At 61.5% G+C, this 24,221-nt stretch carries 29 protein-coding genes and 1 pseudogene; 14 read left to right on the plus strand and 16 right to left on the minus strand.

Translation table 11 applies throughout. The features are described from left to right. Positions 1-17 precede the first annotated feature (17 nt). Positions 18-962, minus strand: coding sequence for an MBL fold metallo-hydrolase (locus AC0L4C_RS17850; protein WP_473401067.1), 945 nt, complete (start codon positions 960-962; stop codon positions 18-20). A 99-nt stretch (positions 963-1,061) separates the two neighbouring features. On the opposite strand from AC0L4C_RS17850, the gene AC0L4C_RS17855 reads away from it, so the two are divergent. Beyond that, positions 1,062-1,667 (plus strand): TetR/AcrR family transcriptional regulator, encoded by a 606-nt coding sequence (locus tag AC0L4C_RS17855; RefSeq protein ID WP_473401068.1) that lies wholly within the window; start codon positions 1,062-1,064, stop codon positions 1,665-1,667. A 218-nt stretch (positions 1,668-1,885) separates the two neighbouring features. Here AC0L4C_RS17855 and AC0L4C_RS17860 read toward each other — a convergent pair whose 3' ends face one another. After that, complete coding sequence (locus AC0L4C_RS17860) at positions 1,886-2,491, minus strand: hypothetical protein (RefSeq protein ID WP_473401069.1); 606 nt, start codon at positions 2,489-2,491, stop codon at positions 1,886-1,888. A gap of 146 nt (positions 2,492-2,637) precedes the next feature. Between AC0L4C_RS17860 and AC0L4C_RS17865 the strand changes: the two genes are divergently transcribed. Together AC0L4C_RS17865 and AC0L4C_RS17870 are read left to right on the plus strand one after the other, a co-directional pair. Beyond that, complete coding sequence (locus AC0L4C_RS17865) at positions 2,638-3,141, plus strand: anthrone oxygenase family protein (protein ID WP_473401070.1); 504 nt, start codon at positions 2,638-2,640, stop codon at positions 3,139-3,141. 193 nt (positions 3,142-3,334) lie between these two features. Then, the gene (locus tag AC0L4C_RS17870; RefSeq protein WP_473401071.1) at positions 3,335-3,712 is read left to right on the plus strand and encodes a hypothetical protein; all 378 of its coding nucleotides are present in this window, start codon (positions 3,335-3,337) and stop codon (positions 3,710-3,712) included. A gap of 63 nt (positions 3,713-3,775) precedes the next feature. Here AC0L4C_RS17870 and AC0L4C_RS17875 read toward each other — a convergent pair whose 3' ends face one another. Together AC0L4C_RS17875 and AC0L4C_RS17880 are read right to left on the minus strand one after the other, a co-directional pair. After that, positions 3,776-4,507 carry a DUF4386 domain-containing protein gene (locus tag AC0L4C_RS17875; RefSeq protein ID WP_473401072.1) on the minus strand — a complete coding sequence of 244 codons (732 nt, stop codon included), beginning with the start codon at positions 4,505-4,507 and terminating at the stop codon, positions 3,776-3,778. A gap of 73 nt (positions 4,508-4,580) precedes the next feature. Then, positions 4,581-5,576: an NAD(P)-dependent alcohol dehydrogenase gene (locus AC0L4C_RS17880; protein ID WP_473401073.1), complete on the minus strand. Its 996-nt coding sequence runs from the start codon at positions 5,574-5,576 to the stop codon at positions 4,581-4,583. Between the two features lie 108 nt (positions 5,577-5,684). On the opposite strand from AC0L4C_RS17880, the gene AC0L4C_RS17885 reads away from it, so the two are divergent. Then, the gene (locus AC0L4C_RS17885) at positions 5,685-6,626 is read left to right on the plus strand and encodes a LysR family transcriptional regulator (protein ID WP_473401074.1); all 942 of its coding nucleotides are present in this window, start codon (positions 5,685-5,687) and stop codon (positions 6,624-6,626) included. Here the strand turns inward: AC0L4C_RS17885 and AC0L4C_RS17890 are convergent. After that, complete coding sequence (locus tag AC0L4C_RS17890) at positions 6,595-6,936, minus strand: zinc-binding dehydrogenase (protein ID WP_473401075.1); 342 nt, start codon at positions 6,934-6,936, stop codon at positions 6,595-6,597. The genes AC0L4C_RS17885 and AC0L4C_RS17890 overlap by 32 nt on opposite strands. A 51-nt stretch (positions 6,937-6,987) precedes the next feature. Between AC0L4C_RS17890 and AC0L4C_RS17895 the strand changes: the two genes are divergently transcribed. The 4 genes from AC0L4C_RS17895 to AC0L4C_RS17910 all read left to right on the plus strand — a co-directional run bounded on the left by AC0L4C_RS17895 (position 6,988) and on the right by AC0L4C_RS17910 (position 10,517). Continuing rightward, entirely contained in the window at positions 6,988-7,998 is a 1,011-nt protein-coding gene (locus tag AC0L4C_RS17895) for a helix-turn-helix domain-containing protein (protein ID WP_473401076.1), read from the plus strand. Positions 7,999-8,107: 109 nt separating this feature from the next. After that, positions 8,108-9,013 carry an alpha/beta fold hydrolase gene (locus AC0L4C_RS17900; protein ID WP_473401077.1) on the plus strand — a complete coding sequence of 302 codons (906 nt, stop codon included), beginning with the start codon at positions 8,108-8,110 and terminating at the stop codon, positions 9,011-9,013. 59 nt (positions 9,014-9,072) lie between these two features. Then, positions 9,073-9,777: an NAD(P)-dependent oxidoreductase gene (locus AC0L4C_RS17905; protein WP_473401078.1), complete on the plus strand. Its 705-nt coding sequence runs from the start codon at positions 9,073-9,075 to the stop codon at positions 9,775-9,777. 32 nt (positions 9,778-9,809) lie between these two features. Then, positions 9,810-10,517, plus strand: coding sequence for a DUF4386 domain-containing protein (locus AC0L4C_RS17910; protein WP_473401079.1), 708 nt, complete (start codon positions 9,810-9,812; stop codon positions 10,515-10,517). A gap of 255 nt (positions 10,518-10,772) precedes the next feature. Here the strand turns inward: AC0L4C_RS17910 and AC0L4C_RS17915 are convergent, their stop codons facing one another. From AC0L4C_RS17915 to AC0L4C_RS17940, 6 genes are all read right to left on the minus strand, one after another. After that, positions 10,773-11,159, minus strand: a complete 387-nt coding sequence (locus AC0L4C_RS17915) for a VOC family protein (protein ID WP_473401080.1) — start codon at positions 11,157-11,159, stop codon at positions 10,773-10,775. 57 nt (positions 11,160-11,216) lie between these two features. After that, complete coding sequence (locus tag AC0L4C_RS17920) at positions 11,217-12,293, minus strand: EamA family transporter (RefSeq protein ID WP_473401081.1); 1,077 nt, start codon at positions 12,291-12,293, stop codon at positions 11,217-11,219. Between the two features lie 45 nt (positions 12,294-12,338). Beyond that, positions 12,339-12,962, minus strand: a complete 624-nt coding sequence (gene wrbA / locus AC0L4C_RS17925) for an NAD(P)H:quinone oxidoreductase (protein WP_473401082.1) — start codon at positions 12,960-12,962, stop codon at positions 12,339-12,341. A gap of 96 nt (positions 12,963-13,058) precedes the next feature. Then, on the minus strand, positions 13,059-13,955 hold the full coding sequence (locus AC0L4C_RS17930) for a LysR family transcriptional regulator (RefSeq protein WP_473401083.1): 897 nt from the start codon (positions 13,953-13,955) through the stop codon (positions 13,059-13,061). A gap of 106 nt (positions 13,956-14,061) precedes the next feature. After that, positions 14,062-14,274, minus strand: coding sequence for a hypothetical protein (locus tag AC0L4C_RS17935; RefSeq protein ID WP_473401084.1), 213 nt, complete (start codon positions 14,272-14,274; stop codon positions 14,062-14,064). Between the two features lie 20 nt (positions 14,275-14,294). After that, the gene (locus AC0L4C_RS17940; protein WP_473401085.1) at positions 14,295-14,855 is read right to left on the minus strand and encodes a LysR family transcriptional regulator; all 561 of its coding nucleotides are present in this window, start codon (positions 14,853-14,855) and stop codon (positions 14,295-14,297) included. 77 nt (positions 14,856-14,932) lie between these two features. Between AC0L4C_RS17940 and AC0L4C_RS17945 the strand changes: the two genes are divergently transcribed. The 5 genes and pseudogenes from AC0L4C_RS17945 to AC0L4C_RS17965 all read left to right on the plus strand — a co-directional run bounded on the left by AC0L4C_RS17945 (position 14,933) and on the right by AC0L4C_RS17965 (position 17,630). Beyond that, entirely contained in the window at positions 14,933-15,421 is a 489-nt protein-coding gene (locus AC0L4C_RS17945) for a DUF4386 domain-containing protein (protein ID WP_473401086.1), read from the plus strand. Between the two features lie 85 nt (positions 15,422-15,506). After that, positions 15,507-15,782, plus strand: a pseudogene (locus AC0L4C_RS17950) (Rossmann-fold NAD(P)-binding domain-containing protein); the annotation flags it as partial. Positions 15,783-15,858: 76 nt separating this feature from the next. Then, positions 15,859-16,248: a thioredoxin family protein gene (locus AC0L4C_RS17955; RefSeq protein ID WP_473401087.1), complete on the plus strand. Its 390-nt coding sequence runs from the start codon at positions 15,859-15,861 to the stop codon at positions 16,246-16,248. A gap of 1 nt (position 16,249) precedes the next feature. Beyond that, entirely contained in the window at positions 16,250-16,963 is a 714-nt protein-coding gene (locus AC0L4C_RS17960) for a cytochrome c biogenesis CcdA family protein (RefSeq protein ID WP_473401089.1), read from the plus strand. Between the two features lie 97 nt (positions 16,964-17,060). Further along, a complete protein-coding gene (locus AC0L4C_RS17965; protein WP_473401090.1) occupies positions 17,061-17,630 on the plus strand; it encodes an SOUL family heme-binding protein in 570 nt (189 codons plus the stop codon). 151 nt (positions 17,631-17,781) lie between these two features. Here AC0L4C_RS17965 and AC0L4C_RS17970 read toward each other — a convergent pair whose 3' ends face one another. Continuing rightward, positions 17,782-18,063, minus strand: a complete 282-nt coding sequence (locus AC0L4C_RS17970) for a hypothetical protein (protein WP_473401091.1) — start codon at positions 18,061-18,063, stop codon at positions 17,782-17,784. Then, positions 18,042-18,491, minus strand: a complete 450-nt coding sequence (locus AC0L4C_RS17975; protein WP_473401093.1) for a DUF6671 family protein — start codon at positions 18,489-18,491, stop codon at positions 18,042-18,044. The genes AC0L4C_RS17970 and AC0L4C_RS17975 overlap by 22 nt, the downstream gene beginning before the upstream one ends. A gap of 14 nt (positions 18,492-18,505) precedes the next feature. Here AC0L4C_RS17975 and AC0L4C_RS17980 point away from each other — a divergent pair. After that, a protein-coding gene (locus tag AC0L4C_RS17980) for an IS3 family transposase (RefSeq protein ID WP_473399812.1) occupies positions 18,506-19,605 on the plus strand; the annotation gives its coding sequence in 2 pieces (ribosomal slippage) (positions 18,506-18,758 and positions 18,758-19,605; 1,101 coding nt in all). A gap of 10 nt (positions 19,606-19,615) precedes the next feature. On the opposite strand, the gene AC0L4C_RS17985 is transcribed toward AC0L4C_RS17980, so the two are convergent. The 3 genes from AC0L4C_RS17985 to AC0L4C_RS17995 are packed head-to-tail and all read right to left on the minus strand — an operon-like array spanning position 19,616 to position 24,162. Next, positions 19,616-20,122 carry a DUF6671 family protein gene (locus AC0L4C_RS17985; RefSeq protein ID WP_473401094.1) on the minus strand — a complete coding sequence of 169 codons (507 nt, stop codon included), beginning with the start codon at positions 20,120-20,122 and terminating at the stop codon, positions 19,616-19,618. Between the two features lie 29 nt (positions 20,123-20,151). Further along, a complete protein-coding gene (locus AC0L4C_RS17990) occupies positions 20,152-22,575 on the minus strand; it encodes a YbcC family protein (RefSeq protein ID WP_473401096.1) in 2,424 nt (807 codons plus the stop codon). Between the two features lie 27 nt (positions 22,576-22,602). Further along, entirely contained in the window at positions 22,603-24,162 is a 1,560-nt protein-coding gene (locus AC0L4C_RS17995) for a proton-conducting transporter transmembrane domain-containing protein (RefSeq protein WP_473401097.1), read from the minus strand. Positions 24,163-24,221 lie beyond the last annotated feature (59 nt).

A 24,221-nucleotide genomic window follows, 5' to 3' on the forward strand; every position in this document is an offset into this window, starting at 1 on the left:
ACCCAACCACGGCCCAGTTAAAGCCGAGCGGCAGAGACGAACGCCTCTAGCTTCTGCCTGTTGGCGGGATCGTGCGTAAAGAGTGGAAGCGTCGGTCTCTCGGCAGCCGCCCGTTGCAGCAGGGCGTAGGTGCTTAACGTCGCATTGCGGTCCTCGACGATCCCGGGGATGGTGCCCAGTCGGACCTGCTGGTCATCGAATGCACTGTCGCCGGCGAGAATGATGCGGCGGTCGCCCAAATCTATGACAACACTCTGGTGCCCACCTGTATGGCCGGGCGTCGCAACCACATAGACATCCATGCTTTGCGTCAGCGGCATGACGGTACCGAAAACGGGGTGGGCCAAGGATCGCTGGGTGCGCTGGACGCGGCCATCTGTGGGCAGCTTGTCGAGCAAGCGGCCCGATCGGGCGGCCGGCACAAGTTCCTCGGGCGAGACGAGCAGGCGCGTCGATGCCGGCAGCGCATCGAGGTTGCCGACGTGATCGGAATGGGTATGGGTCAGGACGCAAAGGTCAATCCCGGAAAGATCGTGCCCGGTGCGCGCGATCACTGCCGGCAGGTCATTGCCCGCAGCGGCGGTGCCATCGATGATCTTGGGGTAGATCCGCCCCATGCCTCGGGCCGCGCCGCCAAAGTATTCCGGTGTGCCAAACGCTGCGCTCTCGCCGGTGTCGACCAGAATGCGGCGTTCGGGATGCTCGATGAGCCAGGCGGTGCAGTCGAGCCAGCCTGTAATGCGGCGGTCCGACATCATTACCGGGAAACGGAAATCGTCTTCGACATCGGCCAGATCGCCGGGCAGTGCGCGATGCCGCTCACGAATCCGCACCAGTCCGACCGGCATATGCCAGAGAGTGATTCCGTTTCCCATCGCGTAAGCCTTGGGAACGGGCAGAGGAGGCAGAGCGGGACGTGGCGACCATTTCGAGACGGGCCGACCGGCAAATGCCGAGATCATGCCAGCGACGTGAAAAAGGCGAGTGGGCAGTGTGAGAGAGTTTGACACCGTGACACTTTCGCTTATCTAAACAGTGTTTAGATTACAGGAGTGGCAGCTTTGTCGCAAGAAGCCAAAAGTCGTCCCTACCATCACGGCGACCTCCGCCGTGCCCTTCTTGATGCCGCGCAGTCGCGACTGGGGAGCGCCGGATTGGAAGCGGTGAGCATCCGCGCCTGTGCCCGCGACACTGGCGTGTCGGGGGGCGCGGCAATACATCATTTTGGTTCACTCAAGGGCTTGCTCAGCGCGCTTGCGGCACGCGGCTTCGAGCAGTTGATCGAGCGACTGGACGCCGAGCTGAAGGCGCGGGGTGGCGCATCGGAGTCATCGGTGCTGGTCGGCGCGTATGTGGCTTTCGCCGTCTCCGCGCCGCGACTGTTCGATCTGATGTGGAGGGATGATGTGCTGGACGCCGAGGACGCGCCGCTGCACACTGCCCGGCGCCAGGCCCTCGTCCGATTGCAGGCGCATTCGGAACCTGACAGTCAGGGGTCGCGCATCGCGGCGATCCGGAATTGGTCGCTCGCCCATGGCCTTGCGACGTTGCTGTTGCACGGCAGGATCGAGAAGGCCCTTGGCAGCGTCGAGCACGGACCCGCAACCAAAGACGACTTTGTTGCGCTTGCCTATACCGAGCAGTTCCTGAAGCCATTGTCGCGATAGGTGACGGCGGAGTGGCGTCGCGGCCGGTTTTGGCCCGAACCGGACGTTCGCATCCTCTGACAAATCTAAATCGGCAGTGCCGGCGACCGCAAATGAGCCATCTGACCATCGACGCGCGAAGAACAGGGCGACCGGTAAACCAAGGCGGTCAGCTCGGGCATGGCATAGCTTGGCGCTTTGAAGGTGAACTGCCAGGCCGCCCTGCTTGGCGGCTGCCGCTAGACCTTGTCTCCGGGTGAGTTCGGGACGGTTCCGAACGCAGAAATCCCGATGAAGAACAAGAACTCAACTGCCGCAACCACGAGCAGCGTGATCAGCCCCGCCACAAAGATGGCTTGCCCGCGAGGGACGATATCCCAGACACTGAGCCAGAGAACCACGCCCACGAGTGGCGTCAGTGCGATAACCCAATTGATGATCGGGGTGATCACTGGAACTCTGACGGTCCGACCGGCGAGGTGGTCCCGGCGGTTTCCTACCCAAGCGAGTACCGCACCGAGCAGGAACCAGGTACCCAGTAGAGCACTGCAAACCGCCCAAACGATTTCCGGTGACATCTGCGCCAGAACCAAAGGAATGGGTAGCAGGGCAAAGAAGACGACCAGAAAACCGTCGAGGATGAGAAACCAGAGCACTCGGAACTCGGCAGGAGACCACTTGTCCTGACCGCGGGCCCTGAAGGCACCAGCCATGCCCGAGAACGCGGCGAGGGTCACGCCGACGTTGGCAAGAGTGTCGAGTATCTGTTCGTTCACGAGAGTTTCGTTGTCCCGGTCTGCTGCCAGTGTACGATCGGCCAGTCGGGTTAAGTATTGGTTTTCCAATTCGGGTGCCCTACTGCAAACCAAATTTGTCCAGACCGCTCCGGCTTAGTGGCAGCATCGGTCAAAGACATGGCGACTACGGTCAAGACGGGTTCAGTTTTCTGGCTACTCTGGACCCTGCAACCAGTGAGCCAAAGGAGGCCCCCGTGTCACCCATCCCACTCTTTCTTATGTCGATTGGTGTCCTCGCCTATGCCCTCGTTGGAGGTGTCTTTCTCGCGTTTTCCGACTTCATCATGCGCTCCTTGTCGCGTACTCGCAGTGTCGGCGGCATAGAGGCAATGCAGGTCATCAACCGCGAAGTCTTTCGCTGGGTCTTCATGACGCTGTTCTTGGGCATGGCAGCCGGGTCGTTTCTCATCGGCGGCTATGCGGCGATTGCGCTTGAAGGACCAGCAGCCGCCATGTTTGTCGCCGCCGGTGCCGTCTACGTCATCGGCTGTTTCGGTGTGACCGTCGTATTCAATGTACCAATGAACAATGCGCTCGCAAGAATGGAATTGTCGTCCGAGGAAACGGGCCGCTACTGGACCGATACCTACCTCCCGCGCTGGACCTTTTGGAATACCGTGCGGACGTTTGCTTGCGTTGCTTCGGCTGCCCTGTTGATGTCTGGGCTACTCTGGGTCGCCCGGACACCGGCGACCTGATTGCAGGAGCGGCCGTCGGCCACAAACCCTGACCTGGACATCGATGGTCTTGGGCGCAACGTCCGTGTGACCGCGAAGAATTGCATGTTCTGGATTGGGCAACAAACAACGTTGTCGAGGTTGATGCCAGCTGGGCAATTGCCCCTCGGAGTCGCCAACCACGGCGTGCAGCATTGAACGACAGGAGCCAGCCATGACCCTCTCCGCGCTCAGCGCTCTGGCCTTCGCACTAACCTGTGCAGGCGTCGTTGTGTTTCAGGTTGCGCTGATTGCCGGCGCGCCTTGGGGACGGCTGACGCAGGGAGGTGGTACCGAGGGGGCGCTGCCTGTTCGGGGGCGGGTTGCCGCTGGCATCTCGGGATTGCTCATCGCCGCCATGGCGCTGGCCATCGTGTCCGCGGCGGGCATGTGGCCGAGTTGGCCGACCTGGACGGGTTGGGCAGCGGTGGCGCTGCAGGCCGTGTCCACCATCCTCAACTGGATCACTCCTTCGGCTGCAGAGCGGCGGCTGTGGGGGCCGACGACCACGCTCATGCTGGTGCTGGCAGGCGCGGCAGTGCTGACCGCCTAGAAGCAATACAGCTCTGCACCATGGGTGGCAGCGCGGTTGCGTCTGTGAGGCGGGTCTCTGGCCTCAGGCAGCGGCAACGCGACCCTGCATCGCATTGAAACCCCGGTGTACCCGGCCGCCCATGATGGTCAGCCACAGGCAGGTGGCGATTTCGGCGAGGGCGGCGGGCATCACGGCCAGCGGCGAGATGGTCGGCTCGAGTTCGGGGGCGAGGAAGACCACGAAGAGGTCCGTCCAGTAGCCGACGAGCGCCAGCATCATGACGATGCCGAGCAGCTTCGGCATGAAGCCCGAGCGGTAAAACAGCAGGCCGATGGTGAAGCACCAGGCGCCGAAGAAGATGCCGTTCGCGGTGTAGCCGTAGGCATGCAGGTTGAGCAGCAACTGGACGAGGTCCTGCACTTGTTCGGGCGCGAAGGAGGGGAGGGCTCCATTCACCAGCAGCAGCACGCCGAAGTGATAGACGACGTTGGCGCCCATCCACGGCAGACGCAGCAGGTTGAGGAAGAGGGCTAGCAGGGCAAGGTTCCTGTCGACCGGCTTGAGCAGGACCCAGAAGGCCAGGCCGAGAAACGCGTCAAGCAGCAGCACGAAGAGGTCGGCGGTGCCGGCGAGGGCGTAGGTCGTCTGGTCGGCGGCGATTTTGGCCATGGTCGCAGCGGCATCGCCGGGGACGACCATGCCAGTGCGGACGGAGAACTCGGCGAAGCCGGCGAGGAAGGCCACGCCAAGATAGGCGAGACCGGCGGAGCGGGCCCAGTTGAAGCGGGTCGTGGCTGTTTCGGAGCGGTTCATCGGACTGGATTCCTGGACGTGCGGGAGCGCGGCGCGGTCGCGGCCGGCGCGGGTTACTGTGGTGGTGAGTGAGCTAGGCGGCGGCGAGGACAGCGGCCGGCATGTCGACGTCGATGATGACGGCGCCGACCTTGTGGCGCCCGGCCACGCGGCGGTAGGCATCGACGATGTTCGCCAGCGGCTCGATGCTGTCGATCACAGGGCGCACTACGCCGCGGGCTGCGAGGTCGACGAGGATTTCGAGGTCGGCTGCGGCGTCGCCGTTGACGCCGATGACGATCCTGCGGCCCTGCCGATCGGAACGCATCGAGCCCAGGATTTCGGGCACGCCGAACTCGAGCGGCACGAACTGGCCGCCCGGAGCAAGGACGCGCGCGGCCTTCCGAAAGGTCGACACACCCGCGGTATCGAGGATAACATCATAGGTCTCGCCGCCGCGGGTGAAATCGACCCGCTTGTAGTCGATGACGTGGTCGGCCCCGAGCGACTTCACGAACGCGACGTTGTCGGTGCTCGTCAGCCCGGTGACCTCGGCGCCAAGGTGCCTGGCGATCTGCACGGCGAAGACGCCGACGCCGCCCGATGCGCCGGTGACCAAGACTTTCTGGCCGGGCCGGATCTTCGCAAAGTCGCGGAGAAAGACCAGCGCCGACAGGCCGCCAAAGGGCAATGCCGCCGCTTCGTCGTAACCCAGTGCGGCGGGCTTGACGACGATGGTCTTGTCCTCGGCGACAGCGATATACTCGGCGTGTGCGCCGGCCCCGACGACGCCAAACACCTCGTCGCCCAGCCGGAAGCGCGTGACCGAAGCGCCGATCGCCACGACGCGACCGGAAAAGCTCTCACCCTGGATGGGGTTGCGGGGCCTGAAGAAGCCGAAGATCATCCGGGCGGCAATCTGTAGAACGCCGCCGGCGTTCATTTCGACCATCCGCCAGGCTCCGGTCGAAACCGAGGTGGCATAGACCTTCACGAGGACTTCATTGTCCTTGATCTCCGGGCGCGCGACTTCTTCGATGTGCACGACTTTTTCTGCTGGTCCGTATGCGGTGTTGACTGCGGCCTTCATGTCTTCAGTCCCTTCGATCTGCGCTTGCTGTTGTTGACGGAGGCGTTCTAGGCACAGCGCGTCCAAAGAGAAATTAACTGAATCCCTCCATTTGATATGCGTTTTCGCATGGATTGGCGCAGCGTAAGATTTAACTGGAACCGGGCGCGGGCGTTTCTCGTCACCGCGGAGGAGGGCTCGCTCTCGGCGGCGGCGCGGGCGCTCGGCATGACCCAGCCGACGCTCGGGCGTCAGGTCGATGCGCTGGAGGAAGAGCTCGGCGTCGTGCTGTTCGAGCGTGCCGGGCGGGGGTTGGTTCTGACGCCTTCCGGTCTCGAGTTGCTCGACCAGGTCCGTCGCATGGGCGAGGCGGCGAGCGGCGTGTCGCTCACCGCCTCGGGGCAGGCGCAGACCATCGAGGGCAATATCCGCATCAGTGCCAGCGAAATCGAGACCTTGACGCTGCTGCCGGCGATCGTCGCCAGACTGCGACGGGAAGCGCCCGGCATCGAGGTTGAGGTCGTCGCCTCCAACGCGGCGTCGGACCTGAGACGCCGCGAGGCGGACATCGCCATTCGCAGCTTTCGTCCGACCGAACCGGAACTGATCGCCAAGAAGATCCGGGAGAACTCGGCCCGGCTCTACGCCTCTACGGAGTTTCACGATCGGCTCGGGCGGCCCATCGATATCGCGAAGATCAACAGCGCCGACTTCATCGGCTACGAGCCGCCGGAGACGTTCCTGCAGAGCCTTAACGAGCGCATCGGGCTCGACGTGTCCCGGGCCAACCTGAAGGTGATCAGCTCAAGTTCCGCGATACACTGGGAACTGGTCAAGCTGGGCGTGGGCATATCCGTCATTCCCGATCGGTTGGGCGACGCCGAACCGGGGGTGGAACGGGTGCTCGACGGGGTTGCGAAACCCATCGTCTTTCCGATGTGGCTGACCACGTACCGCGAGCTCAATACCTCGCGCCGGGTGCGCTACGTGTTCGACTTCCTCGCCGCCGAGCTGTCGCACCAGGCGCCGGGCGCAGGGGCTACGCCGGTCGCGCGTTCGCCTCGCCGCTGACGTCGAGGACGACGATGCCGGTATTGGCGCCGCTTTCGACGTGGCGCGGCGCCGCGACGGCCTGCTCGAGCCGAGAGCTGCGATCGATGACGACCTTGAGCGCTCCGGCAATCTGCTGCTTGAGGTAGTCGAGGTCTTCGACCGGTTCGCCGGCCAGCTGGAACAGCACGCGCACCCGCTTGCGCCGGTTCTCGGTAGCGTCAGCACATCGGGTGGACCATAGCGTGTGCAGTGAACGGCTCTCATCGTCGCGCAGCTTAGCGATAGCGGCCCCGATGACAACCGCCTGTGGGTGACTTCCAGCCGCCAACCGGCGCACCGGGTTGCCAGGGCCAATGGTGTCAAACCATACTGCGGCGCCATGGGGACGGTAACGCCGACATTCGCGCAGGCACTGGCAAGCGCGGCAGGTTTGACGCTGGCGACCGATGGTCGGCTGCTCAAGGAGGACCAGGTCGTACGTCGGGTCACGGCGACCAACGGCAAGCTGTCGCACGAGGACTATTTCGATCTGGTCGAATGGGTGCAACAGACCACCCCAGACAGGACCGGGCTGCCCTTCGCCTACGCCCGTGCGGTCAACATCGACAATCTCGGCGCCCTGGGGCTTGCCATGAAGACGGCGCCCAGGCTTCGCGATTCACTGCAACGAGCCGAGCGCTATTTTCGCCTGCTGACTGACACGGTGGCCTACCGCCTGGACGACGGGCAGGAGCCGAGCCTCTTCACGTTGCATCAACAGAGCGAGCCCCATCCGGCGCTCGACCTGCGCAACGAATGCGCCATTTGCGGCTTTGGCCACATCTTCAAGAAGTTCGTCGGGCCGGACCTCCGCTACGAGTATGTGGCCTTCCGGCACGCCGGCACCGGCGAAGTGGGGCGCTACGAGACCTTCTTCGGCTGTCCCGTGCGTTTCGGGGCCGATCGAAACACCATCGCCATCGAAACGGCCATGCTCGACCTGCCGACCCGCCTCGGGGATCCAGCGGTCTCGCGCTTTCTGACCGAACACCTCGAAGCCGAGCTCGGTAAGCTGCCGGACGCTGAAGCGACGTTCGAGCGCCTGCTCGCCGAGCATTTGTCCAATGCCCTCAGCAATGGCATCCCCAGTGCCGCCGCGGTGGCGCGGGCCGTGGGTATGAGCGAGCGGACGCTCTATCGCCGGCTCTCGGAGTCACGCCTGACCTATCAGGGCGTGCTCGAGAAGACGCAGAAGTCGCTGGCCGAGAACCTGCTGTCGGAGAGCGCGTTCTCGATCGCCGAGGTGGCCTTTCTCACCGGCTTTTCCGAACAGAGCAGCTTCACCCGTGCCTTCAAGCGCTGGGCGGGACTGTCCCCTGGCGCCTACCGGAAACAGGCCGCCCTGACCTGAGCCGAAGGCGGTTTTGGCAGGCTCGCTCAAAAGCCTGGCGGTCTCGGCAAATACCGGGGGACACCTGCCGGCCTATCCCTTGGTCATCAATCAACCAAGGGAGACCACCATGCCTGCCCCCCACCACACCCCGGCCACCAACAATCACGCGCTGCGCGTCCGCTCGACCTACCGAGCCGCGGCAATCGCCCTGTCGCTGTCCCTGATGAGCTCCGTCGCGCTTGCCGAGACCGGCCGGTTCGACTCCAACGGGGTGCCGATCCACTTCATCGATGAAGGTACCGGCGAGACTGTCATCTTCCTCCACGGCTTCGCCGGTTCGTCCGACATGTGGCCGGCCGTCGGGCTGCTGCCGCTCGACGGTTTCCGCACCATTGCCTTCGACGCGCGCGGCCACGGCCAGAGCGGCAAGCCGACGGACCCGTCGGCCTATGGGCGCGAACTCGTCGACGACGTCCTCCGCCTGATGGATGCGCGCGGCGTCGAGGCCGCCCACGTCGTCGGCTACTCGATGGGGGCCGAGATGGCACTGGCTCTCGCTGCCGAACATGGCGACCGCGTGCTGTCGGTCGTTGCCGGCGGCTCGGGCTGGTCCGGCGAAGCGGAAGCGCAGAGCTATGGCTTAATCGCGGATGCTCTTGCCGAGTCCGGCTCGTTCGGCGAGTTCATGGCGGCGATGGCGCCACCCGACCAGGAACAGCCGCCCGAAGCAGCGGCGGCGATGATGGACCTGCTCGGGACGCACGGCATCGACCCCGCCCAGGCGGCTGCGCCGCTGGCAGCGGTTGCCGGCGGACTGCCCGAGATCATCTCGATCGAGGCCCCGGCCCTGGCTGGCGTCGCGGTGCCGGTGCTGGGCATCAGCGGGGAGGCCGATCCCGAGCGCGCCAATGTCGAGGCCCTCGCAGAGGCGCTGCCGACAGTAACGATCACGATCGTGCCCGGCGCGGACCACCTGTCGACGCCGGTCATGCCCGAGTTCGCCGAGGCGATCATCAGCTTTCTCGACGATTGAGCCCGAGCGCGCCGGGCCCGACCGCCCGGCGCGGCAACCATCCAGCAGAGGACAAATCCATGACACGCATCGCCATCATCGGCATTTCGGGCAAGCTCGGCCAGTACATGGCGGCCCACGCCCTCGACCTCGGATACGAGGTGGTCGGGGTCTGCCGCCCCGAAAGCACTGCCAAGCTCGAACGGTTCGGCGACCGGATCACCATCGTTGCCGGCGACACCAGCAATCCGCAGGTGATTGCCGAAGCCGTCAAGGGCTGCGACGGGGTGCTGACGGTTCTCGTACCCTGGGGCACGAATGGCATGGCCACCCGCACAGCGCTCGCCGTGCTGGGTCACGCAGCGCCGGGGACGCGACTGGTCTTTTCGGGCGGCTGGCACATGCGCCGCGACGACAGCGATCGCTACTCACTGCGGCAGCGTCTGACGAACTGGTTGTTCGGACGGATCGCCAAGCTGACGCGCATGGCCGACTTCGAGGACCACAAGCGCGCCGCACGGCTGATCTTCGCCTCCGAGGCGAACTGGACGCTCGTGCGCGCCTCGGACCTCGAGGAAGGCGAAAGCGAGGGCCTGCCGATCTGGGCGCCGCATGTCGGCGACCCGCTCCTCAGTTCGAACATGACCCGGCGGACCGACTTCGCCCTGTTCATGGTCAACGCCCTGACTGACGACAGCCTCATCCACGAGGCCCCCGCCATCGTGAGCCGCATTTCGGTGTCAGCCCGCATCCACGCACAGACCGCCGAACGCGCTGCCGCCTGATGGCGCGCGGCACAACACAAGGAGTTCCCACCATGACCGCCCAACTCACCCGCACAGAGACATCGACGGCCCGCTATGCCGGCCTGCTGTACCTGATCATCATCACCTTCGGCATCGGTTCGCAAGTCGCGCTGCGCGGCCCGCTCGTCGATCTCGCCAACGCCAGTGGCACGACGGAAGCAATCCTCGGTGCGGCCGGCGCCTATCGCCTGTCGATCGCCGCCGACCTGGTGATGGCCATCGCCGACGCGGGCCTCGCCATCCTGCTCTACGTCCTGTTCAAGCCGTTCGCACCGACGCTGGCGCTCGCCGCGATGATCTTCCGGCTCATCCAGTCGGTGCTGATCGGCGCCAACCTGATGTACATGCAGGCGGCGTGGCTGCTGATCTCCGGCGGCCAGGACATCGCCGGCCTGGCGCCGGGACAGGTGGACGCGCTCGGGGTCCTGTTCCTCAACCTGCACGCGCACGGATACGATTTCGGGCTCGTCTTCTTCGGCATCAACAGTCTGATGACCGGCTACCTGATCTGGCGCTCCCGCATCGTGCACAAGGCCATAGGCATCGGCGTCGCCCTGGCCGGGGCCGTGTACCTCGTTGGCAGCGCGCTGCACTTCCTTGCGCCGGATGCCTATGACGTGTTCTCCGCCGCATACGTCATTCCGATGCTCACCGAAACGGCCTTCTGCCTTTCGCTGCTACTGATAGGTGCCGTGAGGCATCAGAAGCGATACGCCTGACTATCCTCAGGTAGGCGTCGGCGACAACGGCAGCGTCTACCACTCCGTCGCATCCCTCAGCGGCACAGCCGAGTGCTTTTCCACCGAGTTGGCACCGGCGCTGGAGCGATAATGTCCGCTTTGGCGCAAAGGGGCCAACCTGCGTGGCTAGAGGGATGTCCACTTCTGGGCACCGCTACCGCCGCAATGACCGAGATGGGGGCGTATGCCGGATTGTTCGGCATGTGGGTTTGCGCGTGCAAACCGTGCCATAAGTTAGGGCAGTTCGAAGTACGGATCGTCAGCATTCTTGAACTCGCAGGGATTGCCGTCCGGGTCCGAAAAGATGGCGATCGTACCCCAGTCGAACCTCAGAACCTCGACTTCGATCCCGAACTCTGCAACTCGATCGGCTGCACGATCAACATCGGCTACATCAAACCGCAAGACGACCGGATTGCTCTCCGTGCCCTTTCGAAGACTCGACCCCACGCCGCCCTGCTCCACCAATAGGTAACTGTCGGCACCGAAATGGAAGCAGAACAGATCTTGCTTCTGGTACCATAATTTCAACGAAAGCACGTCTCGATAGAATTCAATGCATCCGGCGAAGTTCTCTGTCTTGAGGATGATGCCGAACCGAGCGGCGGTTATGTCTTCCATTTTGTTCTCCTGGTGACGGGTCGCAGTCGTTACAAACAACGGGGGCCTGGGCGAGGATCAATTGTAGCCTGCTTGGCAATTCACCGTTGGCGCTGGACAAACGAGATCTGAGTGCGAGAGTCCAAGATCATTCAGTCGGTGTTCCGAAAGAGCACAGAGGTCGACGGTCGCAATGCGCTTTCGGCGGCGGTCGGCAAGACGACCAAGCTTGGAGGCCAGAAACTTATGCGGTCCCCAATGGTTTTCGGAAGGTAGCAAGATCTGCGCAGTGCTGATTTCGCCTCGCGGTCGACGATTATTGATTTGTCCGGCCCAGACGGAAGCCAGAACGATAGCGCCGCCAAGGATCTGCAATGGCGTCAGTGACTGGTGCAGCCACAACCACCCTAGGGCAACGGCAACAAGCGGGCTGACCATGCCCAGCATGGAGACGGCTGCCGGTTCCAGCCGGGCCAGCCCGCGAAACCAAAGGCCATATGTTGCAGCCGCCCCTATCAGGCCGAGCCAGGCAAGGGCCAACCAGTTGGTGCCAGACAAGGATGGCAGTGCTGGCTCAACAACTATGGCAACAGGCAGCAGCACCAGACCGCCGGCAGTCAATTGCCAGGCCGTGAACCTTAGAGGGGAAACCGGCGGAGCCCATTTCCGACTCAGCACCGTGCCCGCAGCCATTGATGCCGCCCCTAGCACGCCGGCCAGAATGCCCACCGGATCAAGCGCAGCGGTTGGTCCCAGTAGCAGGAGTGCGACCCCGACCACACCAGCAAGCGCTGCAAATACGGCGCCGCCCAAAATGGGCGTGCCCAGCCAGGCGCGAGCCAAAATGACTACCATGAGTGCCTGGACGGCACCCAGGGTTGCCGCCACACCGCCTGGCAGCCGGTCTGCGGCGATGAACAGCATGGTCCAGAAAAGCCCGAAGTTCAGGAAGCCAAGGACCAGGATGCGTCCCATAAGGGCAAGGGGTGGAAAACTGCGGGTGAGCGCCAGGAGCAGGATTCCCGCGGGCAGAGCTCGGAGCGCAGCCAGGGTCAGAGGGTGACCACCCGGGAGAGCCTCGGTGGTCACAATATGGGTGCTGCCCCATACAGCCGGTGCCAGGGCAGTCAGGAAAATGTCTGATATCCGTGCCATTTCTAGGTTCCAATGCCGGATGGTGCAGGATCGGGTCAGTGCGTTTCAGGCCGCGTCCTGTACCCAATCTTCTTGTGCAAGCCGCCCTGCAACCCGGGCAACGTGAGCACCCTGGAAACGGGCGCCAGCGAGATCGATTTCAGTCGGATGAAGCGAGCCATCGACGCCTGCAATCGTCCCTGCGCCGTATGGGGAGCCCCCTATGACGTGGTCACCATGCGTCTGCCCCGCAAATGAGTAAGGCAGTCCGACAATGATCATGCCGAAGTGCATGAGCGGAACATGTGCCGACAGAATCGTGTTTTCGTGGCCACCGTGTTGCGAACCGGTCGAGGCGAAGACTGCACCAACCTTGCCCACCAGGGCATTGCGCGCCCACAAACCGCCCGCCTGGTCAAGAAACTGCTTCATCTGCCCCGCCATCATGCCGAAGCGTGTCGGGGTTCCAAGGATGATGCCGTCGTAGTTGGCGAGGTCGCCCGGACTGACCAGTGGCGTTTCGTCAACAATATATCCGGACTTCTCGCGGACGGCCGCAGGAACCGTTTCAGGAATACGGCGCAGGTCTACGATTGTCCCTGGGACGCTCTGCGCGCCTTCGGCCTCTGCCTGCGCCAAAGCGCGAACATGGCCATAGCTGGAATAGTAGGCGACAAGAATGCGGGTCATTTGGATGCCTCTGGCAAGGTTTAAAGCTGCCAGCAACATCCCTGAACTTGGGCGCCCGAGTAATCACCCGGCGCTCAAAACACTGTTCACGCCACGTCAGGAATAGAGGTCGTTAAGCGCATCCTGAAGATGGGCAACAAAGGCCTTGGCCCTGGGGTCGGATCCCATATGCGACGCGGTGACGGCAAAGACCTCGGGCGATGGCAACTCGTATTCGGGCAAGACGCGCTCGAGACGCCCATCGATCTCGGGCTCACGAGATATGAAGTCTGGAAGTGTCCCGATGCCGCAGCCTGCAATCAGCAGATCGCGCAGAACGACGCTGCTACCAACTTTGATGCGCGGATGCAGGGCAAGCTTTCTTGGCTCGCCTGGCCCATGCAATTGCCACTCGCTCTGATGACCGGCCAGAGTGAACCCGATCACCGTGTGAGCGGCAATATCTTCCGGCCTAGCCGGCGTCCCGAAACGTTTGAGATAAGTGGACGAGGCAAAGATTGCCTGCTTGAGCTGTCCCAATCGCCGAATCACCAGCGAAGAGTCTGGTAAAGCGGGTCGAATACGGATGGAGATGTCGAATCCACCCTCGATCATGTCGAGAATCCGATCATCCAGGGACAAGTTGACCTCGAGGTCAGGATGATCCTGCAGGAAGCGAGGCAGCATAGGCGCGATGACCAATTGTCCGAAGGAATGCGGAGCGTTGATCTTGAGTTGGCCGATCAGCGAACTGGCGCTCGCCCGGATGTCATTTTCGAGCGTGTTTATGGCCGACAGTATGGTCACGGACTTCTCGTAGTAATCTCGCCCGGCCTCCGTGAGTGACATGCTGCGGGTGGTTCGCGTCACCAGAGTGCAACCCAGGCTTTTCTCAAGCAGCTTGATTTCCTTGCTGAGCAGGCCGGGAGATACCCCGAGATCGCTGGCTGCGCCCACAAAGCTTCCACGCTCCACGATCCGTCGGAAGGCATTCATCACCGAAAGCTTGTCCATGTTCGGCCTGCGGTCTCGAAAGGGCTTTGGCCAACGGTAACCGGGTTTGCGGGCGGATAAAAGTCGTTCAACCTCGTCGGGCGGTAGGGGCAGAGTTGAGCATGCGCTAGATGCTGCCGAGTTCCTTAGCGAGGAAGTCGGACACCATGCGGACATGCCCGGGGGTATTGTGCTCGCGATGCGTGGTGAGCCAGATGGCGAATTGAAAGGGTGGGTAGGCGCCCTCCAAGGCGCGGACGATACCAGGGGTGGCTTCGCCCAGCAACTCTGGGACCATGCCAATGCTCAGGCCAGCCTTGAGCAGTTCCCAATGGACCAAGTGGCTGTCTGCCAGGATGGTCAGGTTGCTGCGGTCGACTGGCAGGCCCGCCCCGCCAGTGCAGACAGGTAGGTGTCAGGCGACCACAGGCTGATGAAGTCGGCCTCGGCGACTGTTTCCGCGCTCAGCGGCTTGCCGAAACGTTCGATATAGGCCTCCGATACATAGAGCCGCGCAGCAACGTCCTTGATCTTGCGGGCGATCAGTTCTGGCTGGTCGGGACGGAAATTGCGGATGGCAATGTCGGCTTCTCTGCGGCGCAGGTCGGCGGCGGAGTTCTTTGCGATTAGGTCCACGGTCAGGCCCGTGGCGGTGCGGCGCAACTTCTCGATGATGGGGGGCAGCAGATAGGCTGCGTCGATCTCGCTGGCGGTGATGGCGATTGTGCCTTCGAGCGCCTGTGCCCGTCCTGATGCGCCGAGCGAAAAACGCCCTGCCGCTTCGCCCATGGTGCGCACATGCTCGAGCAGGTCCAGGCCGCTGGGTGTGAACTCCAGCCCACGGCCGGTGCGCTCGAAGAGAACCACGCCCAGTTCCTCCTGCAGGGCCTCGACCTGACGGCCATGCGTCGGGTGCGCCATGCCCAGCGCGCGCGGCGGCCGACAACGAGCCCTCCTCGGCCGTGACCAGAAAGGCTCGGGCGCGGTTCCAGTCAACGGTGGGTATCCTTCTCTACCTGCTGTTTCGCCAGGTTGCGCCGCGTGTGGCGCTGACCGCGATGATCCTGCGACTGACGCAAGCCATCGTGCTTGCCACAAACCTCCTCTTTCAGGCGGCCGCGATGGTGCTGTTGCGCGGGGAGCACTTTGCCGAGGCTTTCGGGGCCGACAATCTCGCCTGGGCGGTGCAAGCATTGCTCGACTTGCAGGGGCAAGGCTATGATCTCGGCCTCATCTTCTTCGGGATCAACTGCCTGTTGACGGCCTGGCTGATCATAGGTTCGGGCATTGCACCCCGCCTAGTCGGGTTGGGAATTGCCGCATCGGGCCTGGTCTATCTTTCAGGGAGCGCATTTGCCGTCGTGACCGGCGATCAGCCGACGGTTATGACCATTGCCTACCTCATACCGCTGATTGCCGAACTGGCGTTCGCGATTTGGCTGCTGGTTGGCGCTCGGCCGAAACCAACCCGCGCCGCAGCTAGGTAGCCGTCACCAACAATCGATTGAGGACTCTTATCATGTCGTCGAACATTGCTAAGCTGCACTTGGTGTGCGGCAAAATTGCTGCTGGGGGGGCTGGTACGCTTACAGGTCATCCAAGGCCGCGCTCAATCAACTGGTACGAACGGCCTCGATCGAACTGAGGCGGTGATGCCCCGAGGCAATCTGCGTGGCTCTGCACCCGGGTACGGTGGCGACGGGACTGTCAGCGCCATTCGCGTCGGCCGGACTTGAGTTCCATAGCCCTGCGGTGGCGGCCGGCCACCTGCTCTCGGTGATCGATGCGCTGGGGCCAGAGGGAAATGGCGGCTTCTTCGACTGGAAGGGGGAGACCGTCCCCTGGTAGGTCCATGACTCTCTGAAACTATCTGGGGCACATTGCCGTAGCTCTTGGCAGGCACAAGGGTGTTCGGAGACCGATAATGACCAAAAAATTGACGGGCTTTGCTGCGGGAGTAATGCTGGCGCTGACGTGGGCGTCATCGGCGGGTGCCTTTGAATTCAAGGCATATGATGCTTCCGCCGTGCAGAAGGTAATCGCCTCAGGCAAACCCGTAGTAGTGCATGTGTTTGCACCTTGGTGCCTGCAATGCCGGGCGCAGCAGACCATTCTCGAGCGCTTGTCGACTGACGCCAGCTTTGACGGCGTCGCCTTCTATCGCGTCGACTATGACAAGCAGAAGGATGCAGTAAAAACCCTTGGGGTGCCGCGCTCAACTCTGATCGCCTACAAGGGCGGAGCGGAAGTGTCGAAGATGTCCTGGGGTACGAGCACGAGTGCGGTGCTGGGTGTGCTTGAGACTGTAGAATAGCATGCTCAGCATAGGGCTGGCGTTCCTTGCAGGCTTGCTGACCATCCTCAATCCCTGCGTGCTCCCGCTTGCGCCGATTGTGGTGGCCGGAGCGGCTGCAAAAGACCCGCGTGGGCCCTTTGCTCTGGCGCTAGGGCTGGCTCTGACTTTCGGAGTTGCAGGCGGGTTGATCGCATCGGCTGGGGCTGAATTGGGCGATAATCTCGCACTTCGCGTTGCATCGTCCTTGATCATGATAGTCCTCGGCCTCGCGATGGTGTTGCCAGTGATATCACACGGAGGCGAGCGGCTCCTGGCCCCGGTCGTGCAACTCGGACACCGCTTATCTGCGGCTATCCCTCAGACCGGATTGCTTGGACAGGCTGGACTTGGCGCTCTTCTAGCCCTGCTATGGGGGCCATGCGTTGGACCAACGCTTGGGGCAGCGCTCGTCTTGGCAGCTGGAACCGGCACATTGCCGCTGGCGATGCTGACCATGGGCGTTTTCGCCCTAGGGTCGGCACTATCTCTCCTACTTGCGGGCTTCCTGCTGGGACGGCTGACAAGTCGCAACAAGGCGATCACCCGCCAGTCGGCACGCATAGGCCGTATCGCTCTAGGAGGCGTCCTTGTCATCGTGGGGCTTTTTGCGATTACCGGTCTTGATCGCATGCTGGAAGCAAGTCTGGTGCAATTGATGCCGGATTGGCTGGTTCTGTTCGCGACACAGGTATGAGGTAGCGTCGAACTTCGACGTCCAGGAAGCTCTGCTGAAGGTCAGCAACTATCATCAGCCCGCAGGCTGGAAGAGGCACAATTCGAGGCGAAGAAGAATGGCTACCGAAGAACCTAAGTTTTCTCTCGTCTCGAGGGACCGGGCCTTTGAGTTGCGTGACTACCCAAGTCTCATCGTCGCTGAAACCATTGTGGGAGGAGACCGACGATCTGCTTCCAGTGAGGGGTTTCGTTTGCTTGCTGGTTACATCTTTGGGGGGAACTCGGGTAAACGCAGTATCGCCATGACCGTCCCGGTGGGGCAGTCTGCCGCAACCGGGAGCAAGATCGCCATGACTGCGCCGGTCAATCTGCTGGGAGAACAGGGACGGTGGACTGTCAGGTTCACAATGCCAAGCCGACTATCTATCGAAGAGTTACCGATACCCAATGACCAACGTGTGGTCATCAAGACGGTACCGCCGGTTCGCATGGCGGTCTTGAGATTCTCAGGGCTCGCCGGCGATGATGCAGTCGCTCGACATACAAAAGAACTTGAGAATATCGTGCGGCAGCGCAATCTGAGCCCGCTTGGCGCGACGTCCCTCGCTCGCTACGACCCGCCTTGGACGCTTTGGTTCATGCGACGCAATGAAGTGATGATCCCTGTTGAAAGGCACCAGATGTGACACTTAGTCGCGCACAAAGAATGACCGTTTTACCGCCTTTGTTAGGATGTACTTTTACGAATCTGCTACCGGGTGACGGTCTTGGCTTCTTTCGGACCAGACCTATGAAGCAATTGGTGACACCGCACTGCCCCTGCTGTGGCAAGGGCGCTCACAGTTCCGGTGGGGTTTTATCTTCCATCAAGAACAAGCATCGCTTGCGTAAAAGCAGAACGAGGATTTCTAAATCGTTCAGGACCTCAATGGGGTCACGATCGAGAGCGTCTCTCAAGGCCGTTTTCAGCCATGTGCTCATGTCTGGATGAGCAAGTACGAAATCCATCTGTTCTTTCAGCGCGATCTCGGCATCGACACCGAAAGACGATTTGTTAGATCCGCTCATTTTATATACGCCGCCATGTTGTTGAGTGATCATGGATTGCAGTTGTTGCATTGGCTGGGGTCTGCTGTAAGGTGTGTCGCAACTGCTCGATGCTCACTGTACCCACAAGAGGGGCATGAGAAGACCTTTGCCATTGTCGCATGCGTGGGCCGACCGCACCACGAGCAGGGCAAGCCAGATATGATGTCGGTGATATCAAAGCCGCGCTCGTCACACCGAGGGCAATGGCTGTGAAATCGTCGCGCGAGATCCCGCGTTGCCCGCTCTATTGCGAGCATGCGTATGGGGTTCCGATGGGCCCGCATGTCCGTTTGAATGAAGGCGGCGCCGCAAGCGCGAACAGCGTCCATAACCGACGCTTCAAGACGCGACAGTTCGGTTGCTTGTTTGTCCATGAGAAGGTCTGGAGCGGGCTGGTTGTCCCTACAGCTGACCTGAGCCCCTGGATCTCCTCCAGATTTTGGTAGAGTCCGCCGCATTAGGGGGCGGACGGATGAAGCGCAGCAGGTTCAACGAAGAGCAGATCATTGCGATCTTGAAGGAACAGGAGGCCGGGCTGGGGACGGCCGACCTGTGCCGCAAGCATGGGATCGGCAGTGCCACCTTCTACAAGTGGAAGGCCAAGTATGGTGGCCTGGAAGTGTCCGATGCCCGTCGGCTGAAGGCACTCGAGGACGAGAACACTCGGCTCAAGAAGCTTCTGGCCGAGGCAATGCTGGACAACGCCATCCTCAAGGATGTCGCTGCAAAAAAATGGTGACGCCCGACGCGAAGCGGGATGCGGTGGCCCATGCCTGCCTGGTGCATGGCGTGAGCCAGCGGCGGGCGTGTGAAGCTCTCGAAGTTGACCGATCGAGTGTCAGGTATCGCAGCCTGCGGCCGGACGATCGGGAACTGCGTGAGGCGATGAAGGCAGTCGCGTCACAACGCCGGCGGTTCGGCTACCGCCGCATCCACGTGATGCTGCAGCGGCAGGGCATCGACATGAACATCAAGAAGCTCAGGCGGCTCTATGGCGAGGAGAGACTGCAGGTGCGCAAGCGCGGCGGTCGCAAACGGGCCTTGGGCACGAGGCGCCCGATGATCGTGCCGGACCAGCCGAACCAGCGCTGGAGCCTCGACTTCGTCTCCGATGCCTTCACCGATGGTCGCCGCTTCCGGGTGCTGGCCGTCGTCGACAATCATACGCGCGAGTGCCTGGCTCTGGTCGCCGATACCGCGCTCTCGGGTAGGCGTGTGGTGCGCGAGCTCGATACCATCATTGCTCGCCGCGGTCGGCCCCTGACGGTGGTCAGCGACAACGGCACCGAGTTCACCAGCATGGCGATCCTGCGCTGGACCCAGGACCGCCAGATCGACTGGCACTACATCGCTCCCGGCAAGCCCATGCAGAACGGCCTCATCGAGAGCTTCAACGGCAGCTTCCGCGATGAATGTCTCAACGAGACGCTGTTCTCGTCACTGGCTGAGGCTCGGGACCGGATCAGCGCATGGAAGGAGGACTATAACACCCAGCGACCACACTCCTCGCTGGGCAATCTCACGCCCAACGAGTTCGCCACGCAACTGGCACTGGAAAAGCAGGCCGCATAGGGCCAAAACATCAACCAAGGACTCTCCTCAAAGCCGGAGGGAACTTGGGGCTCAGGTCACAGCCAAGGACGATTAGCCCTTGTTTGGGAAATCCGACGCTACTCGCGAAAGAACGGGCCACCTCTGTGCTGCTTGCAATAATGTGCCGGAAGTTAGCCGCAACACTGACATCGATGCCAGTCAGCTCGGTGCTACTCTCGCGGTCAACCAAGAGGACGATCTCCCGTCCCATCGCCAAGAATGGGACTGTGGGATGCGGCCGGAAGCTTCCTTCGCTCGCGACACCCACCTTCGCATCAGGTCTATGCCGAAATCCTTCGGCAATCTTTAGTCGGGCCGCTTCGAGCTGCGAGCCAGTCCGCTTGATCTCGTGACTGAATGTGCCGAATTTGTCAGTATCTACCGCAGTACAAACCTCCAAAATCAGTCCCATTTCATCTCGGAGAACCGGGGCGATAACCCGTTCCTTTCCATGCATTGATGTCAGCATGGCTAGCCGTTTTGGGTGACAGACCATTCCCGCTGACGTTTTTGTACCTGAGGCCTTTACAGCACTTCCTGCAACTGAGGAGGCGATGCAAAATCATCAGCACTTGCCATTGCAATCCACTGCAGGCCACCTCCATAGCGCCAAGCCATCTGCCCATCTTCATCGAGAGCGAACAGATGCAGCCAGGAGTTGTCGAACAGAGCTCGCACGGCATCATGCCGGGACAGCACGTTTGAAATTGCTTCGCGCGGCGCTTCAATACATACCGACAGCCGCAACGGGTCGTGCGCAAGCCGCTCGCCGTCGTGGACCGATTGCCATGGAAGCCCTGCCCTCAGCAGACCCCCGTTGCCCTCAACGACGCCGATACCGCCCGTGACGTTGTGGAGCAGTTTATTGCCGCCGCCGAAAGCATCGGGAGCTACTGTCGAGCCGTAGTATTGTAGGCTAATCCAGCTCGCCACTACGACCGGCGCGGTCAATATAAGCTCAAGAACACCAAATTCCTTGTCCAGTTTCCAGTCGTAGTTATGCAAGAAGGTTCTACCTTCCAAGTTCTTTCCGGCAGTTCTCGAACGCGGTGCGGCTATGAAAGATTGACATCCGGCAAGCGCCCATTCCGGACGGGTTTCGGCCCAGTTCCGACTCCGGCCCGCAATGGACATGTCGCCTTTTGCTCTGGGCAAACGCAGCGCCCTTTCCGTTCGAGCAATCCTGCCCGCGGCGGCAAGCCAGGACCCCGCACGCTCGATATCCTTGGTGTGGTCAGCGATCGAAACATCGTCGACGTAAAGCGTCACGTGATCTGTAGTGGTATCGTGCAGCGCCGCAACAAACAGCGTGTCGTCAGGAATGCTGATGCCGGCGAGTTGCAGACCTGCTCGCACCTCGTAATCGTTTAGGAGGGTAGCCAATAGCCGAGCATTCACTTCTCCTGAATATCCCCCGCAGGCGCCGCAATGCAGGCTGCTGGCATGGGGGTTGTTGACAACGTTGGCGCCGTGCCCAGCAACAATGAAAAGCCGCGCAAACCCACCTGTCATAGACATGGCTCGTAGCACGCCTTCAGCTATTTTTATCCGGGTCGGGAGATCAAGCGCCGGGTCGAGGTAAGGAGGCGGCTCGCTTTGTGAAACGCCCGTGCGAATGCCCAATGCATCTTTGATGAGTTTCCCGATGTAGACGGGTCCAGCGGCCTCGACGAACGCGAACGACGAGACGGCAGCAAGTTTGAAGCGACCCCACGCGCGCGTCGCCCTCGCTTGCACCCTGGCCTTTTGATCTGCCTGGGCGACAGCTGTGCCGCCTGACCTTGAATGCAAACCCGGATTGAGCAATACCGGCAAGTGCAGTTCGTCAACGTCCGATGCGAAGCGACGGTGGGACGTAGTCAAACCGAAAAACCCAGCAAATCCAATCGTCTGGATGTTTGGAGACAGGCCCTCCAAGGCGCGCCGGAAGACCTCGGACCGGACGTCGATGCAAAAGGCCGCCTGCAGGGAAGGACGACCAGCGCTTGTAGTTAAAGTCTGCGCGAGCACATGCCCGAGGGCCCTCTGTGCAGAACGCTCGGCAGCCTCTTGCAGGATCGCATCCAGAACTGTTTCTGAACAAGCCTCTACCGGCTCAGCGTGGGCTGTACATACGAGATGCCATTCGTCCATGATATCAGCGGAATACCGAAGAAAGAGAGCTTCTTCCCATACCAAGCGTATAGCGAGTAAGTCCGTGACGGTCTGATCTGAATGGCCGGCAAGCTCTGCCTGCCAGAGCTTGTAGCGCGCATACTGAGCCCAGCCCCCAAGCGTCGAAAGCATCTGGTGAAAATAGGTTTCCAGAGCCTCTTCGTTTAGGCCAAGTCGGCTGACCACACCCACGATCAGGTCATTTGCATTCTCAGGCCCTTCGGATACGTGCTGCGCAAAGCCTGCCAGACCAGCGATTTCGGGGGTCAGGTCATGGGTAGCAACCGCACGCCAGGCAGCATACGCACTCTTGAGCCGGGGCGCGGACCAGAGAGCCTGTCCCTCGTCGAAATAGCCGGCCGCCCACGCACCTATGCGCTCTGCCATCAAGCCAGGCCAATCGGTACCAGATGTGCGCGCCGCAATGTCGGCGATCGTCGGTAGCCTTGAGGGCTTTGGCGTCTCCACCCGTGCGGCCACTTTCAAGGTATAAGTATCTACAGGTCTCAGGTGCACTGGCGCGCGAGACCAAGCTTGCCTCAAGTCCTCGTCTGAGATCGTACCGGCTGCGATCTTCTCAAGATACCAACTCCTGGGCATCGTGACCGCTAGACCCGCAACTCTTGCAAGGCGGGCGCCAGCAACTGCAAGATTCTCTCCTGTCTGCCCGAGGAATGGATTGACGGCCACGCTTGAGGCCAGCGGCCAGGCAGGCGGGATAGAGCGGGCTGCACGAGAGGCTGCATCCTTGACGGTTTTCAGATCGAGGATATGGGAAGTACCGAGCTGTGGCATTTGAGGATCTCTCTGGACAAGGATGGATCAGGAATTGGCGCGAAGCGACCATCCCCGGATCAGACGATCAAAGACGGCGTTGGCATAAAGGCCGTTCGAGAGATGGACCCGCAGCCCGGCGGCCGCGGGATGATAGGCCCAGAGCGGGAACATGGCCTGCACAATGGCGACAAGGCCAAAGCTCATGACAGCGAGGATGATCAGCGACCACTCCAGTGCCCCGGTTGCTGGCGTTGCCGGCAGGTCAGCAATGGTAAGACTTGTAGCTAGGGCTTGAAGCGCGAAGTAGGCGATCGAAGTGGCCACGGCATAAAGCGCTGTCCGACGAGTGAGAGCCTTCGGCGCAGCGTCAGCAAAGCCTTGCGCCAGCATGTAAGCCACTCCAAAGATCAGGATCGCGCCAAGCGCGATCGCCTGGGGAGACTTGTGCGTCAGTCCGAAGCCAAAACCCACGACTACGTAAATAACGAGCGCCACGATGAAGGCTCGAGCGACGGCGCCGGCTCGTGGAATAGCGATGGCACCTGGCCTGCGGATCGCTGCGACCCTCTCTACCGCGCCTCCTGACGCGAGAAACGAGTGCGCCTTGTAGAGCGAGTGCGCGACTATATGCAGAAGTGCCAATGGAAAGAGTGCAAGTCCGCACTGCATGATCATGAAACCCATCTGTGCGATGGTAGACCAAGCGAGCGAGGTCTTTACAACGGGTTGCGTGAGCATCACAAGGCTACCGAAAAGTGCGGTCAACCCCCCAATGATGACGAGTATCGCCAGCACGGAAGGCAATAGAACAACGACGTCAGCGAAGCGGATGAGTAGAAAGCCGCCGGCGTTGATCACACCCGCATGGAGAAGCGCCGATACGGGCGTAGGTGTTTCCATAACCTCGGTCAGCCAACCATGGAGCGGGAACTGCGCAGACTTAAGGACTGCAGCGAACGCCAATAGGCCTGCAGCCAACATGACCAAACTGCCGCCTTCACCGTTGCGCGCAGCCTGAAGTATCGAACCTATGTCAGAAGTGTCATAAGCTAGCGCCAGCGCGACGGTTGCTCCAATAAGTGCAGCATCGCCCAGACGCGCTGTCAGAAACTTTTTGCGCGCCGCTCGCTGCGCTGCCAACCGATTGGGATAGAAAAGGAGCAGTTTGTGCAGAAACAGACTGGTCCCGATCCAAGCCAGGACCAAAAGTACGAGGTTTCCTGCTGTTACAAAGAGCATCACCGACGCCAATGTCAGGCACAGCCACCCGGTGAACGCTCTTTGGTTGAGCTCACCGTCTAGATAGGTCCGTGTGTAACGAATGACGATCCAGCCGATGAAGGCAACCAGAAGCAGCATTATCGAACTGATTGCGTCGAGCCGGAACGACAGCCCAACGCCGTTGATCCCGATCAACGCGCTGACGCCGGCACCGAATGTGATCAGATAGGCCGTAGACAATACCGCTGCCACAAGAGCCAGCAGAGCTCCAGCTTCCGCCAACGCATACTGGCGTTTTCTCCGCGAAGGACGCGACTGGAGGTAGACCGCAGCGACCGCAAGCAGCGGCGCTATCGCTAATGTCGGCAGAAACAATATCGGCATTCATTGCTCTCTCAATGGACCCATCCGGCGGGGACATTGATATCGGAGCCATCTGCCCG

It is taken from the genome of Devosia sp. J20-27 (genome assembly GCF_055808595.1).

Excerpts from the sequence above, each read along its gene's own strand:
- AC0L4C_RS17850 (WP_473401067.1), bottom strand. The coding sequence starts at position 962 with ATGATCTCGGCATTTGCCGGTCGGCCCGTCTCGAAATGGTCGCCACGT.
- AC0L4C_RS17870 (WP_473401071.1), top strand. The coding sequence starts at position 3,335 with ATGACCCTCTCCGCGCTCAGCGCTCTGGCCTTCGCACTAACCTGTGCA.
- AC0L4C_RS17875 (WP_473401072.1), bottom strand. The coding sequence starts at position 4,507 with ATGAACCGCTCCGAAACAGCCACGACCCGCTTCAACTGGGCCCGCTCC.
- AC0L4C_RS17880 (WP_473401073.1), bottom strand. The coding sequence starts at position 5,576 with ATGAAGGCCGCAGTCAACACCGCATACGGACCAGCAGAAAAAGTCGTG.
- AC0L4C_RS17885 (WP_473401074.1), top strand. The coding sequence starts at position 5,685 with ATGGATTGGCGCAGCGTAAGATTTAACTGGAACCGGGCGCGGGCGTTT.
- AC0L4C_RS17895 (WP_473401076.1), top strand. The coding sequence starts at position 6,988 with ATGGGGACGGTAACGCCGACATTCGCGCAGGCACTGGCAAGCGCGGCA.
- AC0L4C_RS17900 (WP_473401077.1), top strand. The coding sequence starts at position 8,108 with ATGCCTGCCCCCCACCACACCCCGGCCACCAACAATCACGCGCTGCGC.
- AC0L4C_RS17905 (WP_473401078.1), top strand. The coding sequence starts at position 9,073 with ATGACACGCATCGCCATCATCGGCATTTCGGGCAAGCTCGGCCAGTAC.
- AC0L4C_RS17910 (WP_473401079.1), top strand. The coding sequence starts at position 9,810 with ATGACCGCCCAACTCACCCGCACAGAGACATCGACGGCCCGCTATGCC.
- AC0L4C_RS17915 (WP_473401080.1), bottom strand. The coding sequence starts at position 11,159 with ATGGAAGACATAACCGCCGCTCGGTTCGGCATCATCCTCAAGACAGAG.
- AC0L4C_RS17920 (WP_473401081.1), bottom strand. The coding sequence starts at position 12,293 with ATGGCACGGATATCAGACATTTTCCTGACTGCCCTGGCACCGGCTGTA.
- wrbA (WP_473401082.1), bottom strand. The coding sequence starts at position 12,962 with ATGACCCGCATTCTTGTCGCCTACTATTCCAGCTATGGCCATGTTCGC.
- AC0L4C_RS17930 (WP_473401083.1), bottom strand. The coding sequence starts at position 13,955 with ATGGACAAGCTTTCGGTGATGAATGCCTTCCGACGGATCGTGGAGCGT.
- AC0L4C_RS17940 (WP_473401085.1), bottom strand. The coding sequence starts at position 14,855 with ATGGCGCACCCGACGCATGGCCGTCAGGTCGAGGCCCTGCAGGAGGAA.
- AC0L4C_RS17955 (WP_473401087.1), top strand. The coding sequence starts at position 15,859 with ATGACCAAAAAATTGACGGGCTTTGCTGCGGGAGTAATGCTGGCGCTG.
- AC0L4C_RS17960 (WP_473401089.1), top strand. The coding sequence starts at position 16,250 with ATGCTCAGCATAGGGCTGGCGTTCCTTGCAGGCTTGCTGACCATCCTC.
- AC0L4C_RS17965 (WP_473401090.1), top strand. The coding sequence starts at position 17,061 with ATGGCTACCGAAGAACCTAAGTTTTCTCTCGTCTCGAGGGACCGGGCC.
- AC0L4C_RS17970 (WP_473401091.1), bottom strand. The coding sequence starts at position 18,063 with ATGCAACAACTGCAATCCATGATCACTCAACAACATGGCGGCGTATAT.
- AC0L4C_RS17975 (WP_473401093.1), bottom strand. The coding sequence starts at position 18,491 with ATGCGGCGGACTCTACCAAAATCTGGAGGAGATCCAGGGGCTCAGGTC.
- AC0L4C_RS17985 (WP_473401094.1), bottom strand. The coding sequence starts at position 20,122 with ATGGTCTGTCACCCAAAACGGCTAGCCATGCTGACATCAATGCATGGA.
- AC0L4C_RS17990 (WP_473401096.1), bottom strand. The coding sequence starts at position 22,575 with ATGCCACAGCTCGGTACTTCCCATATCCTCGATCTGAAAACCGTCAAG.
- AC0L4C_RS17995 (WP_473401097.1), bottom strand. The coding sequence starts at position 24,162 with ATGCCGATATTGTTTCTGCCGACATTAGCGATAGCGCCGCTGCTTGCG.